Origin of the sequence: Cyclobacterium xiamenense, assembly GCF_042140265.1 — a bacterium.
Lineage (GTDB): Bacteria > Bacteroidota > Bacteroidia > Cytophagales > Cyclobacteriaceae > Cyclobacterium > Cyclobacterium xiamenense_A.
Genome location: NZ_CP159481.1, coordinates 5,152,163 through 5,167,785, shown reverse-complemented (window position 1 = coordinate 5,167,785; position 15,623 = coordinate 5,152,163). Strand labels below are relative to the sequence as shown.

The 15,623-nt window shown below is 46.2% G+C and carries 13 protein-coding genes; 1 reads left to right on the top strand and 12 read right to left on the bottom strand.

Annotated elements, in window-relative coordinates:
* Nucleotides 1-11: 11 nt before the first annotated feature.
* From ABWH99_RS21060 to ABWH99_RS21050, 3 genes are all read right to left on the bottom strand, one after another.
* The gene (locus tag ABWH99_RS21060) at nucleotides 12-1,595 is read right to left on the bottom strand and encodes a toxin-antitoxin system YwqK family antitoxin (RefSeq protein ID WP_375583758.1); all 1,584 of its coding nucleotides are present in this window, start codon (nucleotides 1,593-1,595) and stop codon (nucleotides 12-14) included.
* A 167-nt stretch (nucleotides 1,596-1,762) separates the two neighbouring features.
* On the bottom strand, nucleotides 1,763-2,326 hold the full coding sequence (locus ABWH99_RS21055; protein ID WP_375583757.1) for a hypothetical protein: 564 nt from the start codon (nucleotides 2,324-2,326) through the stop codon (nucleotides 1,763-1,765).
* 13 nt (nucleotides 2,327-2,339) lie between these two features.
* Complete coding sequence (locus tag ABWH99_RS21050) at nucleotides 2,340-3,338, bottom strand: 3-oxoacyl-ACP synthase III family protein (RefSeq protein ID WP_375583756.1); 999 nt, start codon at nucleotides 3,336-3,338, stop codon at nucleotides 2,340-2,342.
* Between the two features lie 453 nt (nucleotides 3,339-3,791).
* Here ABWH99_RS21050 and ABWH99_RS21045 point away from each other — a divergent pair, with 453 nt between their 5' ends.
* Nucleotides 3,792-6,374: a malectin domain-containing carbohydrate-binding protein gene (locus tag ABWH99_RS21045; protein WP_375583755.1), complete on the top strand. Its 2,583-nt coding sequence runs from the start codon at nucleotides 3,792-3,794 to the stop codon at nucleotides 6,372-6,374.
* A gap of 208 nt (nucleotides 6,375-6,582) precedes the next feature.
* On the opposite strand, the gene ABWH99_RS21040 is transcribed toward ABWH99_RS21045, so the two are convergent.
* The 9 genes from ABWH99_RS21040 to ABWH99_RS21000 all read right to left on the bottom strand — a co-directional run bounded on the left by ABWH99_RS21040 (nucleotide 6,583) and on the right by ABWH99_RS21000 (nucleotide 15,616).
* Nucleotides 6,583-7,428, bottom strand: coding sequence for a polysaccharide deacetylase family protein (locus ABWH99_RS21040; protein ID WP_375583754.1), 846 nt, complete (start codon nucleotides 7,426-7,428; stop codon nucleotides 6,583-6,585).
* Nucleotides 7,429-7,830: 402 nt separating this feature from the next.
* Nucleotides 7,831-8,265: a glycosyltransferase gene (locus tag ABWH99_RS21035; RefSeq protein ID WP_375583753.1), complete on the bottom strand. Its 435-nt coding sequence runs from the start codon at nucleotides 8,263-8,265 to the stop codon at nucleotides 7,831-7,833.
* A gap of 39 nt (nucleotides 8,266-8,304) precedes the next feature.
* Nucleotides 8,305-8,793, bottom strand: a complete 489-nt coding sequence (gene pssD, locus ABWH99_RS21030) for a PssD/Cps14F family polysaccharide biosynthesis glycosyltransferase (RefSeq protein ID WP_375583752.1) — start codon at nucleotides 8,791-8,793, stop codon at nucleotides 8,305-8,307.
* 56 nt (nucleotides 8,794-8,849) lie between these two features.
* Nucleotides 8,850-9,866, bottom strand: coding sequence for a glycosyltransferase family 4 protein (locus ABWH99_RS21025; protein ID WP_375583751.1), 1,017 nt, complete (start codon nucleotides 9,864-9,866; stop codon nucleotides 8,850-8,852).
* A gap of 12 nt (nucleotides 9,867-9,878) precedes the next feature.
* A complete protein-coding gene (locus ABWH99_RS21020; protein WP_375583750.1) occupies nucleotides 9,879-10,976 on the bottom strand; it encodes a glycosyltransferase in 1,098 nt (365 codons plus the stop codon).
* Between the two features lie 32 nt (nucleotides 10,977-11,008).
* On the bottom strand, nucleotides 11,009-12,034 hold the full coding sequence (locus ABWH99_RS21015; RefSeq protein ID WP_375583749.1) for a glycosyltransferase family 2 protein: 1,026 nt from the start codon (nucleotides 12,032-12,034) through the stop codon (nucleotides 11,009-11,011).
* Entirely contained in the window at nucleotides 12,031-13,314 is a 1,284-nt protein-coding gene (locus ABWH99_RS21010; RefSeq protein WP_375583748.1) for a hypothetical protein, read from the bottom strand. Before ABWH99_RS21010 ends, ABWH99_RS21015 begins: the two co-directional genes overlap by 4 nt.
* The gene (locus tag ABWH99_RS21005) at nucleotides 13,311-14,714 is read right to left on the bottom strand and encodes an oligosaccharide flippase family protein (RefSeq protein WP_375583747.1); all 1,404 of its coding nucleotides are present in this window, start codon (nucleotides 14,712-14,714) and stop codon (nucleotides 13,311-13,313) included. Before ABWH99_RS21005 ends, ABWH99_RS21010 begins: the two co-directional genes overlap by 4 nt.
* Complete coding sequence (locus tag ABWH99_RS21000) at nucleotides 14,711-15,616, bottom strand: beta-1,6-N-acetylglucosaminyltransferase (RefSeq protein ID WP_375583746.1); 906 nt, start codon at nucleotides 15,614-15,616, stop codon at nucleotides 14,711-14,713. The genes ABWH99_RS21005 and ABWH99_RS21000 overlap by 4 nt, the downstream gene beginning before the upstream one ends.
* Between the last annotated feature and the right edge of the window lie 7 nt (nucleotides 15,617-15,623).

Sequence of the window (15,623 nt, the reverse complement as noted above, 5' to 3'; positions counted from 1 at the left end):
TTTGTTTGGATTTAGTTAAAATCCTGAAATAAATCGCTTTCCTCTGGCAGACTTTCCGGCACTACTTCGTCTGCTTTGAAGGTGATGATGTCCTCCAGATTGCCCGATCGGGTAAAATATTTCCAGGCTCCTTCTTTCTTTCCATCCACCATCTGCCCTTCAGACGCTAGTTTTCCGTTGTCGTGGTAGTATTTCCAGGTGCCTTCTGCCTTCCCCGACTTGTAATTACCTTCCGATTCTTTTTGTTCATTGATATAGTAAGTCAGTCGGGTACCGTTGCCGTCGGTCAATGTCCCGGCGTCCAGTGTTTTGGTACCTTCGTAGTTATTGTATTCGCTGACGTTCATCAGTCTGCCAAACTCCCAGGTTTCCTCCTGTGTGAGTTGTTTGTTGTCGTAAAACAGGCCCCACATACCATCTTCTTTCCCCAGGAGGTAGCTTCCCACCGACTTCAACTGCCCACCGTCGTAGTAATAAAACCACTGTCCCGTCTCGTTTCCAAGTTGGTAGCTGCCCTCTGCAATTAAAATACCTATTTTGTTAAAGTACTTCCAAAGTCCGGATTTGAGATCGTTTTTGTATTCACCGATGGAATAGAGTTTTCCTTCCGGATAGTAACTTTTCCACACGCCTGTGCGAAAGCCATTTTCGTATTGTCCCCGTACGGAGGGATTGCCGTTACTGTGGTTTTCTACGTAGTCACCTACGGGTACTCCCAGGTCGTACGTAACCTTTTTGGATAGGGATTTGTCCGGGAAAAACTCCTCCCACATGCCTACCGGAATGTTGCTTTCGTATTTTTCAATACGTGCGACCCGTCTGTTTTCGTAATAGTAGGTCCAAGTACCGGTCTTATTGCCAGATTCGTCAAAATTTTTCTCGGATTCTTTGATGCTTGTATCCGGAAAGAAACTCACCCATTCGCCTACTTTCTTGCCCGCATCATAGGTACCTTGTTCCTGGATTCGCCCGGAGGGAGAATACCGCTTGAATTCTCCGTGCGGTTGGTTGTTTTGGTAGGAGGTTTCGACAACCAACTCCCCAAATGGAGCATATTCTTTATACGCCCCGTCTTTCACGCCTTCCTTGTATTGGATTTCCACTGCCTTTTCTCCGTTCTCGTAGTAAAAAATCCAGGTGCCCGAACGCTTGCCGGCGGTATAGTTACCTTCCGTCTTTACCTGCCTTGGGTTGGAAAATCCAGACGCACCTTGGTTGCCATAGTATTCCTTGTAGGGGCCGATCAATACGCTGTCCTGATAAACGGCTTGTTTGATCAGCGCCCCTCCCAGGTCAAATTCCTGGTAGGCGCCGTTGAGACGGTTATCTTTGTATTCGGCTACGATTCGCTTCTGGCGATTGGAAAAATAACTGATCCACTGCCCGTCTTTTACTCCCTTGTCGAAGGTGCCTTGCTGGATCAGGGTTTGGGTTTTTGGGTTAATGAACTTCCAGAGGCCGTCCATTTTATTGTTCACCATGACCCCGTTACCCATGAGTGTGGAGTCCTTGTTGTACAGGTTGACCATTTGACCTTGTCCAAAAGCAAACTCCATAAAAAAGACAGTGGCGAGACAGGCAAACAGGTATTTCATGAGCGATTTCAATCGATTTATAAAGGTCTTACGGATTGGGCCCGTTCTTGGTTCCAATTTACGGCATATAGTTAAAAAACTTTATTTAGTTTGGAAAAACTTTCATGTTTTTTGTTTTTTTATCGTTAAAACCAATTATTACCTGTTTTTGATTGCTATGTTAGGGCTTACTCCCGCAGCAGGGAATACAACTGCCTGATCTCCAGAACCAATTCGGGTACCAGTCGCTCCGGCTCTCTTATCGGCAGGGATTTGATCAGCTGAAGGTGAGAATAGTGGAGCAGGTGGTTTGGCAGGTTTTGTGTATCAAAGGGTTCAACATGCTGCTCGTCAATGATTTTTTGGTAATTCCATCGATCGGCTTTGCACAGGTAAAAGCGGCTTTGCGCTAATTTTTCCAATCCGGGGGTTTGAAGAAATGGATGCATCCGGCCAAAATAGAGTTGCAGGAAAAGACCTCTTCCCCACCAATGCAGTACCCGGATATTCAGACCTGATTCCTTGTTAAAATCCCGTATTATATCCAAAACCTGATAGGGACATTGCTGCAATTCGTTTCCCTTGCTGATTTTCATCCCTTTCTGATCCGGATGTATCTCGTTCAGATCTACCAAGCCTACTTGATTGCCTACCTCGGAAAAAAGGGTTACAAAAAGGCTTTTGGCGGCGCTGATTTTTTCGAAGAGTTCCCGTTCCCGGGTAATGGAAAGCAATGAGGCGAAGCTGTACATGGGATAGAATTTTTTACCAGCGAATGAGCGCCGAAGCCCAGGTAAACCCACTGCCAAATGCAGCCAGGCAAATCAAGTCTCCCGGATGAATTTTTTCCTGCATCAAGGCTTCCGAAATCGCTATAGGAATGGTCGCCGCGGTGGTATTGCCATAATGGGTGATATTGTTGTAGACCTGCCGGTCTTCCAGCCCAAGTTTTGCCTGTATGTATTGGCTGATGCGGAGGTTGGCTTGATGCGGAATAAGGAGGTCCAGGTCTGCTGGTACGTTTCCATTGGCGTGCAAAGCTTCCCGAATAACTTCATCAAACCGAACGATGGCATGCTTGAAAACGGCATTGCCATTCATGAATAAGTTGAACGAGCCCGAGTCGATTAATTCCTTCGAAATACGTATTTCCCGACTGCTCCCCGGGTCTTTGACGTACAGTTCCTCTGCAAAGTCCCCGTCCGCATGCAGGTGGGTTGAAAGGATACCTCGATCAGTTCCATCGGTGGCTTCCAGGACGACGGCGCCGGCTCCGTCTGCAAAAATCACCGCAGAGGAGCGACCTTCGTCACTCTTATCCAGTGCAGAGGATTGGATTTCTGCCCCTACGACCAAAATTCTCCGGTACATACCTGTTTTGATATATTGGTCGGCAATTGATAGCGCGTAGATAAAACCCGAGCAGGCATTTCGTATATCCAGAGCACCGATTCCCTGCAGACCAAGTTCCCGCTGCAGCAGTACGCCGTTTCCAGGAATAAAATAATCCGGAGTGATGGTCGCGAATACGATAAAATCAATGGCCTTGGCTGTCAATCCGGCGTTTTTAATGGCCATTTCGGATGCTTCTTTTGCCATGCTGGTGACCGTTTCCTTTCCGGGAGTAAACCACCTTCGCTCCCGGATGCCTGTGCGTTCGACGATCCATGCGTCATTGGTATTCATCATGCGGGAAAGGTCTTCATTGGTTACCACTCGTTCGGGGAGGTAGTGTCCGGCGCCGGTAATTCGGGAATACTTCATGGTTTGGAAAGACAGATTTTTTGTTGGCAAGTAGGGCAAATAAAATGTAAAAATCAATTTTGGCATTGAATATGCCCCCGACCGGCAGGCGAGCGGCTTGATTCACCCAAATTCAGCGGAGCCAGATTAAAAAAAAAATTCTTTTCGAAATATATCTGGCAGTGGGCTCATCCCATCTGTTTTTCGACGCTCCTCCTGAAATAAATGCATTTCGATCGTTTTTTCCATTTCCGACCCGGAAGCTTTTTATAATAACGTTCTGAAAAGAATGTGGATGTGTTTTGTTTTTTAAAATTAAATACTGTTTATTTTAATAAATACCTATTTATTCAGAAAAATATATTGCTGTATTCAAAATACAGTTTATATTATTTGTATTGTTTAAATACAATAATCGGTTTATGAATTTCTTTTTTTTACCAATGTATGGAAACAGCGCTAATCACAAGTAAAATGAAACAGATTGTTGAAACCCGCATGAGAGCTGGGTCGCGGCCGCTCGAAGGGCTCAAAAAAAGAGCAGCTTATGTAGTTTTTCTCGCTTACTTCGTTGGGATCAATGGGTTGATTGCCAGGGAATTTAATTGGAATACCCTCAGGCCTTCCGCACCGGTTCCCCTTCAGGAACCGGTGCCGTCCAATCGACTGGGAGAACAACTATGGGGCACAGGACACGAGAGTGGCTCCCAAAGGGATTGGTTGCTAAATGGAGGAGGAGGAGAATTTAACAGCAACAGGGGCAACAGTTTCGTGAGTACCGAGGTGGCAAGAACGGGAAAATACGCATTAAAAATGTCCATAAATACCACGAATGGGGGTGGACATGCCACAAGAAACTACCGCTGGAAAGAAATATCCGAACACAAGGATTTAATTTTTACCCAATATTTTTACTTTCCGAATCGGATCGATTTTGACCGTAATAACGACTGGTTTAATTTAATTCAAACAAAAGGTGTCAAGTTCGCTCCTGGAGGCCCGGGAACCGGCCCGGACCAGATCAATTTACCCCATTTCGTGCTTGGGTTGGAGGTTCGCGGAGGCGCGGGTAGTGGAGGTGCAAATTACCTAAGCCTCGCCGATCTCCAAAAGTTTTGGGGAAACAACAGTCCCGATGTTGTTTGGAAAGCCCCTGAGGGCATCGATTTACCCGTCAGGAAGTGGGTGAAAATCCAAGTGCGAATCATTCAGGACAGAGGAGATAAGGGCAGGGTGCTCGTTTGGCAGGACGATGAACTGGTCATCGATACAGGGTTTCGCAATACCCTAAAACCAGAAGTAGACGTAAACATGTTTAGCATCAATGCCTACGCAGACACAACCTATCCCCATGTAACAAATATTTTTCTGGACGACTTGTCAATCAATCTGCCCGGAGTACCGGAAGTTGAACAAAAATCAGCACCCATCGAGGCCCCGGGCGTCGTCATCGTTTCTCCGAAGAATGAAACATCTCTTAAGTCTGGTGATGAAGTGACCATTGAGACAAAAGTCTCTACCGATCCGCGCGTGGACGTCTCAAAAGTGGAGTTTTTCAGCAATGATGAATGGCTAGGTGCCTCCGATGCAGCTCCTTACCATTTCACCTTGTTGACGCTCGATGAAGGCAATTACCGGCTTAGAGCAAAAATATGGGATACGGAAGGGAATATCTCAAATTCGGAAGAGGTACTCCTGCAGGTCGCAGCAAATGAGGCAGTGGAAACCTCCGAAAAGGTAGCCCTCACGGAGGAACAACAGGCGCCGTCTCCGGAAGGATCAGGCATTCACTACAGTTTCGGAACCAATGAGCCCGTTATTTTTAAAAATACCTACTTTGCATCGGACCCTGGATCCTCATTTTTTTCGGGGACTTCTTATACTTTTCGCAACCCGGGTGCAAGCGATATACCGTTGTACAAACAAGAAAGAAATTCCCCGGACCTGCGGATAGAAATACCCGTAAAAAATGGGCGGTACACTGTCGTTACCCATCACCACGAACTTTGGTTTGGAAAAAGAGGGCCTGCTGCGAGACCTGGAAGACGGGTTTTTTCCATTCGTATGGAAGGCCGCACGGTAAAGGATGCCTTGGACCTGTACCGGGAAAGCAACAACTCTCCCCTGCAATTGACGTTTCCCGACATTGAGGTGAGAGATGGAGTTTTGAGCCTCCGCATGATTGCCAGCGCTAACCGGGCCACCCTTTCGGGTATCTCGATTATACCACAGGAGAGTGCCGTTTCGAAGGCTGCACCCGCTCAACAACCCTTTCAGTTGTCCCTGAATACGGGTTCCTCAAGATCTACGGTACTGGGAGATACGGAGTTTTTGGGGGAGATTGGGGCGTTTGACTTTTTTAATTCGCGGACTACGTACCAGCAAACCACAGCCAGTACAGTAGAATTGTTTCAAACCGAACGGCATGGGCCTGACCTCAGGTATCGAATCCCGGTACCCAACGGTACCTACCTGGTTAAAACGTACCACAACGAACTATGGTACGGGAAAGCCGGTCCGTCGGCAGGACCTGGACGAAGGGTATTTAGCATTTCTTTGGAAGGGAGACTGGTGAAACCTAATCTGGATCTGTTTTTGGAAAGTAACAATCGGCCACTGGAGCTCGCTTTCGAAGAAGTGGTGGTTCAGGATGGCCTGTTGGAGCTTGAGATGGTAGCCTCGGCTAACCGGGCGACGATTTCGGGTATTTTGATTTATGGCGGCAAAGCCTCCGCTGCCAACTACCTAAGGCTTCAAACAAACCAGCTTCCGGTGGTGGATGAAAACGTGGACACTCCGACTGGAGCCCGCCTATCCTTGTATCCCAATCCAGCGGTAGATCGAATTTTCGTGGAAGGAGGGAGTACTGGTTTTCAGCGATTTCTAATTCACGATACGCTGGGGAATCTCTTGTTTCAATACGATGCCGAAAATCTGCAGAGAGAGGGCGACGGGTACCTGCTCTCGCTGCCGGGAATTAAGGAAGGAGTGTACCTAATCACTGCCGTAAAGCAGGATCATTCGGTTGAGCGCTTGCGTTTCCTCGTGGCTTCCTGAATCGGTGCCAATTTCTCCAAAGGTACTTCCTATCGACACCTATTCGGGAAACGAGCGCAGGTTGGGAGGAGTACTTCTGTATGCTACGTATCGCCCATGGGGATTTCTGGGAATCGAAGCGTGCGGGAAATCAAGCGCCTCCTTCCGGGTATGGCTCGCGAGGTTGCCAAAAAAGGCTAGTTGACGGAAATCGGTTATTCCTGTACTGCTACAGACTGCCAAGGACCGTTTGAATTCCGGATGATTTCACAATGAGTTCGTTGATATCTGAGGTATCGTTGGGATCCAATCTCCGGAGAAGAAATGGGTCAGAGTGGGTGGAATTATATCCCGGCTTTACTGTCAATGCGCATGCATAGCCGGCGTCCCTGGCAAACACGACCTCCCGTTTTGTGTAGCTGCCATTGGGATAAGCAATTGCGTTGATTGGGCGTTTAAGCTTTTTTTCAAGGGCACGTTTTGATTCCGAAATCTCCCACTCGGATTCTTCGTCCTCGCAGCGACTCAGAATGGGGTGGGATACGGTATGGGATTGAAAAGAAACAAATGGACTCATCTCTTCGATCTGCGCCATGGAAAGTGCTTGTTTTACGGGGTATTCCTTTTCCAGCTCAAAACCTTTGGATCGAAGGAATGCGATTCGGTCTTTATTTGGGATTTCCTTTAAATGCCGGATCGTTTGCCTATCCAATCCCTCCCGGAACCAATAGTGACGGCCCGTATCGATAATCCCGGAACAAATGAAGATGGTCGCCGGAACCTTGTACTTTTTTAGTACGGGAAGCAGTGCATAATTTCCGGCATGTCCATCGTCAAACGTGACGACCATGGCTTTTTTTGGGAGATGGCTGCTATCCTTTCTTTGGATGGCTTCAACCAGCATGTCCAAAGAGATGAAATTATAATTTTTTGAGAGGTAGGCAAACGAAGTCTCGGCGGTTTGGAAATCCATTTCGTGAAAAACCAATACCGTCACCTTATTTCGTTGAAAAACCTCCCGAAATAAAACGGGTAGCCCGGAATACCGCAACAAAGCAAAAATTATTTTCTTCATTGGTGCTAAAAAGATCTTTGAGTGAACAGAAAGGCCGGGTAGCTGCGTACCCACCATCCTGTAATATAATAAATGGATCGGTATATTTCATCGGTTGACGGCGAATCGCAAAGGCAGCACTTTTTCTTTGCCAAGGAAACTACTGTCCGCAATCGGAATTTTTGACACCCGAACGCTGCGTTCGGGAGTTTGCGGCTAACGCTCGACCCTATCGGCTACCCAAACGACTTTCTCAGGTGTAGTCGTTTGGGGTCCCAAGGGACAGGAAAAGTAGTCCTAAAAGGTAAGTGCTCCGCTCACTGATAGACTCCGGTTTACCTTTTCCTATAGAATTTTGGATAATTTCTCATGTTTTTTTAAAGCGTTTCCATGTACTGATCGAGAAAGTTAATAATATTTTGTTTACTTGAGACAAAAGGTTTCGGTTTCGAACGAGTCGATCTGCACCAGCAGATCCGCAAGATCATCGGTTTCCCGCCAGGCAAGGAGGTAGTTTTCTTTTTCAAATTCCTCCAGGATTTCAAGTTGGTGTTCATCCACCACCTCACCGTATTTTGGCATGCGCGGAATGGCAATGATTTTTTTTCCCATCTTCAGGCCCTTCAGCAAGGAGCCTGATCCTGCATGGGAGATAATGATTCGGGCCTCTTGATACAGCAAATCGAGCTCCTCTACCGGAACAAAGGGTTTGTAGTCAAGATGCTCGGAGGGGAATTCTGTGAAGCCACTTTGAACGATGACTTTTTCACGAATCTTTCCTTCCTTACAAAGTGCATCGATGGCGATCAGCGGGCGTGTGAATTGCGTGGGAAATGTTCCCAATAGTACGAGTATCATTTTGGGTAAATTAAAGGGTTAATGAATGAATAACCAAGTTCAGTAAATACCGCCCAGGTAAATGGCTTTTTTGTAAAACTTTTGCGGTACTGGCCATTGAATAATAAATTTATCTGCAAATGGGTAAATCAAATCAGCGGAAGCCGCTCTGGACTTTATTCGAGCGTATGACAATATCCACACAATCTTTGCTCCCAGGGCTTTTCCTATCAAGCACATAGGGATTGCGGTATGGCTGCCGGTCGTAATGATCGCTTTTGGGCGATGGTGCAGGAGAATTTTTACTGTCAGGTAGAAATTGACTAACAGGTGAAAGAAAAAGGAGAGACTTCGTTTCTTCCCTTTGGGTCGTCCCTTTAGAAATTTCATGTTTAGGTGCTTCGCATAAGGCAAAGTAGAGGGGGCCTCTTCTGTCACGACAAGGTAGTCAAACTTAACAAACCAATCTTTTAATTCCATGATTTGTGCCAGATGTCCTCCATTGGAGCATATCAGAATGAGCTTTTTCTTTTTTTCTGGGTTTTCCATTTTCGTACGAAAATTTTATTTTCACTTAAATTTTAGGAATTTTTGCTTTTTTTCAATTAGGATACGGCCTTTGCAGTGGTTTTAGCCGGGCCGTTTACGGATTCTACGTTTACTGCTTCTAGGTAATATTTTGCCACCTCTTCGGCGATTGCCAGGTGCTGGTATTTTTTGTTTTGAAGAAAGGCCTGCCGAATATTTCCTCGCTTTTCCTGCAGGCATTCGATTACCAAACGGGCCAGCTCATCGGCATCATGGGAAGTAGCTACCTGGCAATTGGGAACTCCGGCGACGATTTCTCTGACATCTCCCACCGGAACGGCCACCACCGGTAGGTTGCAACAAAGTGCTTCTTTTACTACTTGAGGTGATCCCTCGGTTTTCGATGTAAGAAGGAGACAATCGGCGTTACTTAGTAAACTGCGAACGTCTGATCGGCTTAACTGGTCAATACAGGCAACTCGTATTTCAAACCCCACTTGTTCCCGAATGCGGGAAATGACTTCGCAAAACAAAGGATAGTTTTTTACCTCACGTCTGGGACTGCTTGGAAACACTATTAATTTCGACTCGTCGGAAGAATTCCTCCGGGCCTCTGGTTTGAAAAATTCTGCATCTACCCCGCAGGTAACGACGGCCACTTGTGGATTATGAGGGAGGACCAAGTTTTTCATTGCCTGATTTTGAACAAAGATCTGATCGGCTTTCGAAAGAATCTTCTTTGTCAGCCAAACTTGCCAGGCATTGTTTTTTCGCCGTTGAATATCGCTTCCGTGCAGGGTGAGGAATACCTTCGCTTTTGGTTTGTAAAAAAGCAGGAAGAGGCCAGACAATCCGTAGTGGACGTGTATGATGTCATAAGATGCAGATCGGATACGCTTGGGGATGGAGACGAGCGATTTAAGGTATTCCTTTTTTCCTTGATGCACAGAATCGATCAATGCGACTTCAGCCGAAAGCGGCAGGATGTTTACCAAATCCTGAATTTGCTCCTGGATGAAAATTCCGTCTACCGGATGCTCCCTGGTGGGGTACATATTGGTTACAAAGAGCGAGTTTATTTTCTTGTTCTGCATGGCATGATGTAGTTAACCGATCTGAAATGAGGCTTTCTTTACTTCAGCAATGTTCTCCAGATAGGGACGGAGGTTTGTCAAGGCGATGTTTTGCCAGGAATGCTCGCTGCAAACCTGCCGGATAATTTTCGAGTCAAACCGGTTCAGGTTTTGCAGCAGCTTGCCGAGCCCTTCGGCGACTCCCTCTTCTGTATCCGAAATCAGTACGCCGCAGGTATCGGAAACGATTTTGGCATTTTCTTCTGTGGCCGTCGCCAATACCGGCAATCCTGAGAGTAAGTATTCGTAGGTTTTGGTAGGAGGCTGATGCGTATAGTACGGTGTGATCGGGACAAAAGAGATTCCAACGGTTGCCTTTTCAAAATAGGTATGCAAAGAATCATTATGAACGTATCCGGTCGTTTGGACCAGGTTTTCCAGGCCCTTTGACTGGATGTATTCCTCAATTTCCGCACGTTCGTTTCCGGGTCCGTCGCCAACTATCGTACAAGAAATTCTAGGAAGAGAGGTTCCTTCGTAGCTGCTGATGAAGCGGTGCAAGCCGCGGATAAACGTTAGTAAATTTCTGTTTTCCAACGTGCCTACATAGAGCAAATGCAATGCATCGAAGGTTTTATCTTCCGTACAGAACCGCTCTCCCCCAAGCGGAAGAAAATGGTAGGTTTTGAACCCCAGTCTTTTGGCCAGTCCATGGCTCAAAATGGAGCGGTGCGGGAACCGATTGCTCTCCCATTTCAAAAGACTGTCTTTCCAGAAATTGGTAAATGAATTGTCGGTATCGGTCGCCGTTCGTATGTCCACGTTAAAGGCTTGCTGCGGATTTTGCAGCAGGAGATACGAACAGCCGGGGAAATAGACCAAGAAAACCAGGTCGTAGGTTCCCGTCCGTATTTCCTTATTGATTTCTCGCAGGAAGCGGAAAAACCGCGAGGCTTTATTCCCCTTTCTGCTCAGGTACCTGGTTCGAATGCCTTCTCCCTTGATTTTGGGAAGGCCAAAATCCCAACTCAGGTGATGAATTCGAAAATCATTTCTCAGATAGATCCCAAACTTATAGGGGTCGATATGGTATCCGTATTGGGATTTGGTAACAATAAGCAAATTTTTCATTTTTGGATGCTGTTTGCTGTTTTTCGGATGGATTAAAAACGCCGGTATTTTATCAGACACCGGATGAGTAATTTGCCGCATTGGTACAGGTCTGCCGGAGAAAACCTATTGATCTCTCTCAGGTAATTGATAAAGACCGGCAGCCCTACCTGGGATGATTTTTTGCTGACAAAAAAGAAGATGATTCCCAGAATCTCGGAAAAGGCTTCCGGCTCGTAAATCTTTTCGATTTCGTTTCGTTTCTGCAGGAAAATAAGCCAATCGACCGCTTCTTTATAGGAAGAATAGGTAGGGAAAAGTTGGGTGGACCCAATTCTTCGGTGCACCCTGAGCTGTGCTTCGGTGGGAGCAATGCCTAGTTCTTGCAGCGATTTCGTGTAAATAATTTTATGGATCGCAAAACTTTTTTCCTCCGCGCCGGAAAAGCTTTTCATGATACTGGAGTCCGAGTCCCGATAGAAGTACAAAGATTCCGGAATATTGGCAACAGGGAATTTACGGCATGCTTCCCAATAGAAATCGTAGTCTTCGGCTACGGCAAGTTGGCAGTCAAAGGACAATCCCGCTTTTTTGATTCGAGCCAATCGGTACATGGCAGTGGCATTCCAAATGGCAGGTTTAAACAGCAAAAGTGCTTTGATGGAGGCATGATCGGTGGGAGATTTTGATACCTCCGATTTTTTCTCGTCAAAGCGGGTCAACCAGCTTCCACAAATAACAACCTCTGGGTGCCGATCAAAGAAAGCCAACTGTTTTTCAAACCTATCGGGAGAGATCAGGTCGTCACAGTCCATCCAGGCGAGAAATTCTCCCCGGGCTTCTTCCAAGCCCCTGTTGCGGGTAAAAGAAATCCCTCTGTTGCGGTCATTGCGAAGTACCCGTATGCGGTGATCGGAAAACTGCTGAATGATTGTGGCAGAACCATCGGTAGATCCATCATCGATAATAATCAATTCAAAATCGGCAAAGTGCTGTTGAAGCACACTGTCTACGGCCTCTCGCAGGTGCTTTTCGCCGTTGTACACGGGCATGACTACAGATAACGCAGGTGTCTTCATTCGTTAATAACCGTATCTTTCTTTGCCTGAGATATATTCCGAGGTATGCCGGCGGCTGCTGCCGAATTTCGGATCAAGTTTCTGATCATGAGCCGTTTCTTTTCTTCCATGCTAGCGCGGTGATAGATGTAGAGCGCAAAGATCGTGGCGATCAGGTAATGATAATGGTAGACCGAATACCAGGTAAAACTGGTAAACAATAAGTACCACAAGTAATACTTGGCATAAACAAATTTTTCCGGAAGGGCTAGGGTAAAGCTCTTGTACCACATCAGGCCAAAGCCCACGATGGCAAAAATTCCGAACATGGCGTAAACGGCGATAATCCCCACATCGGAGAGAAAATACTCCTGTGTGTGGCTCAGCCGTTCCATAAATTTTCCATACCGTGAAATGCCCCAATTCGGCGCACCGTTGCCAAATACCTGGCTGAGGACATTTGGAGAAAAGTCCGTAAGAAAGTATTCCCCCGCCTGAACACGGATGTAGTCTTTTCCTAGCTTGGCATCTCGCTGCTGTACGTCTATTACGCCCTGTACCATGGGGAGGTCCGAATTGACCAACACCAGGATGCCTCCGGCAAATGTGCCCAGAATCAAAGCTTTTTTAACAAAAGACTGACGCTTAAAGAAATGGTAAAAATAAATCAAAAATACGCCGGCAATGAATTGTCTGGTGACTTGCATGATGGGGATAATTAATCCCAGCAGGGCAAATCCCAGGTAAAACCACCGGTATTTTACAGCCTGCGTAATTTTAGTTAATGAGATAAAAATTGCTAATAGAAAGATCCCCGCCCCGGGGAAGACGATTCGGATGGTGCCGCGTTGCTCGGTAAACTCGTCTCCTGAAATGGGTTTGCCAAAAAGCACCGTGTGGGCATTGGCGTATTGGTAGAAATAAAGCAGCACATACAGGAGACCATAAGCCAGTACTATCTTTTCCAGGCTTCGAATGGGAATCTTTAGGTGAAGCAGTAGGAAAAACAAGGGCCATAACAGGTACTGAGAGGTTTCCAATAAGCTGTCTCTAATCCCCTGACCCCATGAAATATAGGCCATTACCATCGAAAAAATAATGGACAGGGAAATCAGTTGTACCGGAAGTACGAAACCGCCTGTTCTGTCAAACATGTAGGGTACAGCCAGTAAAACTGATCCCATTACGGCAGCAAATTCCAGGTAGTTGACGATTTTGGCCGGTATGAATTTTGCATCGAAAAAATTCAAACTGATGGCTACCAGGAGGACGAGGGCGAGGAGGTGAAGATGGGCTTTCATGTGGATTTAGCTACTGTGTAGTTTTTGAAAAAATACATACTGGTGAGAAGTATGGCTCCCGAAGCCATTAGTAGCTTGTAGCCCACATGCAGATCGCTCGCTACATAATAGGAAACTACAAAAAGTACTGCTGCGGAAAACCACATTAACCCACGGTCTTCAATGGCAAAATGAAGGGTTTTTCCAAACACGTGCCAGAGGTAAATCTGAAAAAAGGCGAAGGAAAAAACCATACCGGAAGCCAGTCCCAATGCTCCGTATTGACTGCTAAAGTAAAGGATAGGAGTGGAGAACAGAGAATTCACAATGCCCAACCGAAGAATCTTTTTTTCGTTGTTTGTCGCGCCAAAAATGGTCCCGATCAAACTGTCTACCGAAGTGAGGAATAAGTACCATACTTGCAGCTGGCAGACCAATATAGCCGGGAGGTAGCTTTCCGGGAAGACCAATCCCAAAAGTTCCCTGGCAAAAAGGGTAAAGAGAAAGCACAAGAGCATGCCCAACAGCATGTAATATTTAAAACCGACGCTCACGTAGGTTTTAAATTTGGCTTTGTTGGAAACCCAAAGTGCCGATAGGTTAGGGAATATCGCAACCAAACCAAAATCAAGGACAAATGAAATCGGGCCGGTAAGCCTTTCGGACAGATTGAAATAGCCAATTTCCTCCCGGGTAGAATTGATATCCAGAAAGTTGTTGGTGAATTTTGTGTACGGCAGCATGACCAATACGAGTGCAAGGTACGGCCAGCTTTCTTTGAGTAGGGAATAGGAGGAGGAAAAAAAACCTTTCATTTTTCCTAGAATCAGGCCTTGCTTGTGCAGCACAACATGGAACACCAGGTTTTTCAGGAGATTCAATCCCAGAAATGAGTAGAATAGAAAAGTGACGCTCATGGTCGCCGCCGGTAATAGAAAAATCCATAAAAACCAAAGAATGCTGAAGCTGAGGTTGATGACCGAAGGAGGTAACATTTTCTGATGGCCAAGAAACGCGGTTTCAAACAGCTTACCAAAACAGGAAATGAGCGCGAATAGAAAGACAAAGAGTAGTTCTTCGGCCTGGAGAGTACCCAGGAAATAGTTGTATATCAAATAACATCCACCGAGTACCAGCAGCGCCAGGGTTCGAAGAATTGCGCCATTGTAGATCAAGTCTTTGGATCGATGAGGATCCCGGGCTATTGATCGGATGACGATGTTTCGGATACCCAAATCACCGATGGTAAGAAGTAAGGTTCCCTGGGCAATCATAAAGGTGTACAGTCCGTAGTCGTCCGGGTGCAGGATTTTGGTTATTTTCAGCACCGTCAATAAACTCACCAATTGTGACAGTATACTGCCCATTGTGAGGTACGAAAAGTTCTGAAAAACTTTATTTTGAAAAATTTTTTTGATCACGATTCGATGGGGTTGGACGCGTTCCTTTGAGTTAATTTTGCTCTGACCAGCTTCACCAAATCGCTGGAGGTCGGGTAATCAAATCTCCTTGCAAATAATTGGGGCGATTCCAATAGCCTGGGAAGGTCTGATTTGTCCAAGGTAGCAGGGCTGTTTCCATTTCGGTACTCCCAAATCACCAGGGTAAGGGTGCTTCCGACGATTGCCGTTTTGTAGGGCGAATTCATCAAAACGGTTTGAAAGAGTATTTCCTCGGCACATTTGGTATATCGGAGACGTTTGAGAATTACCGGGTTCTTTTCGATGGTGTCGAGTACGAATCGGACGCAATCCCTGGTCAGGGACCACCAGGTTGACCCACCGTATAGTTTCGGAAAAGAAACAAAGGGTTTTCGTCTGATGCCAAAAAAACGTTGAATATTTAACGCCGTATGAATGAAGAAAGCACCCATACGGGTTTTTCGGTCAAAGGTGTCGTACAGGTTAAAGTAGTTCAGCCGATTCAGCCCTCCTTCTGCCCAACGAGCGGTAGGTAGGGGGAAATGTTCGATGAACTGTTTTCCGTTGTTGCGTACGAAAAACTCCTTTATTTCCTGGCTTCTTTTTATGGGAAGGTCCTGACCGCTCATGGTATGGATATAGCCGACTTGGGGATCTTTCAATGCCTCCTTCGCCAGGTAGATAATGGCCTTTAGTAAATTGAGCCCTCCCCAATTGACGGTGTATTTACGGCTGATCAGTCGGACGTTTTTTCGTTCAGAGAGCGCTCTCAGCTGCGCTTCGGTTACCACACTTTTCTTATCAATGTGTACAAAGAACAAAAAGTCATCATCCAGAAGGTCCATGTAATCGGCCAAATGATGTAAGTTTTTATAGGCTAGAAACAATACCGCGTGTTTCATTTGTCGT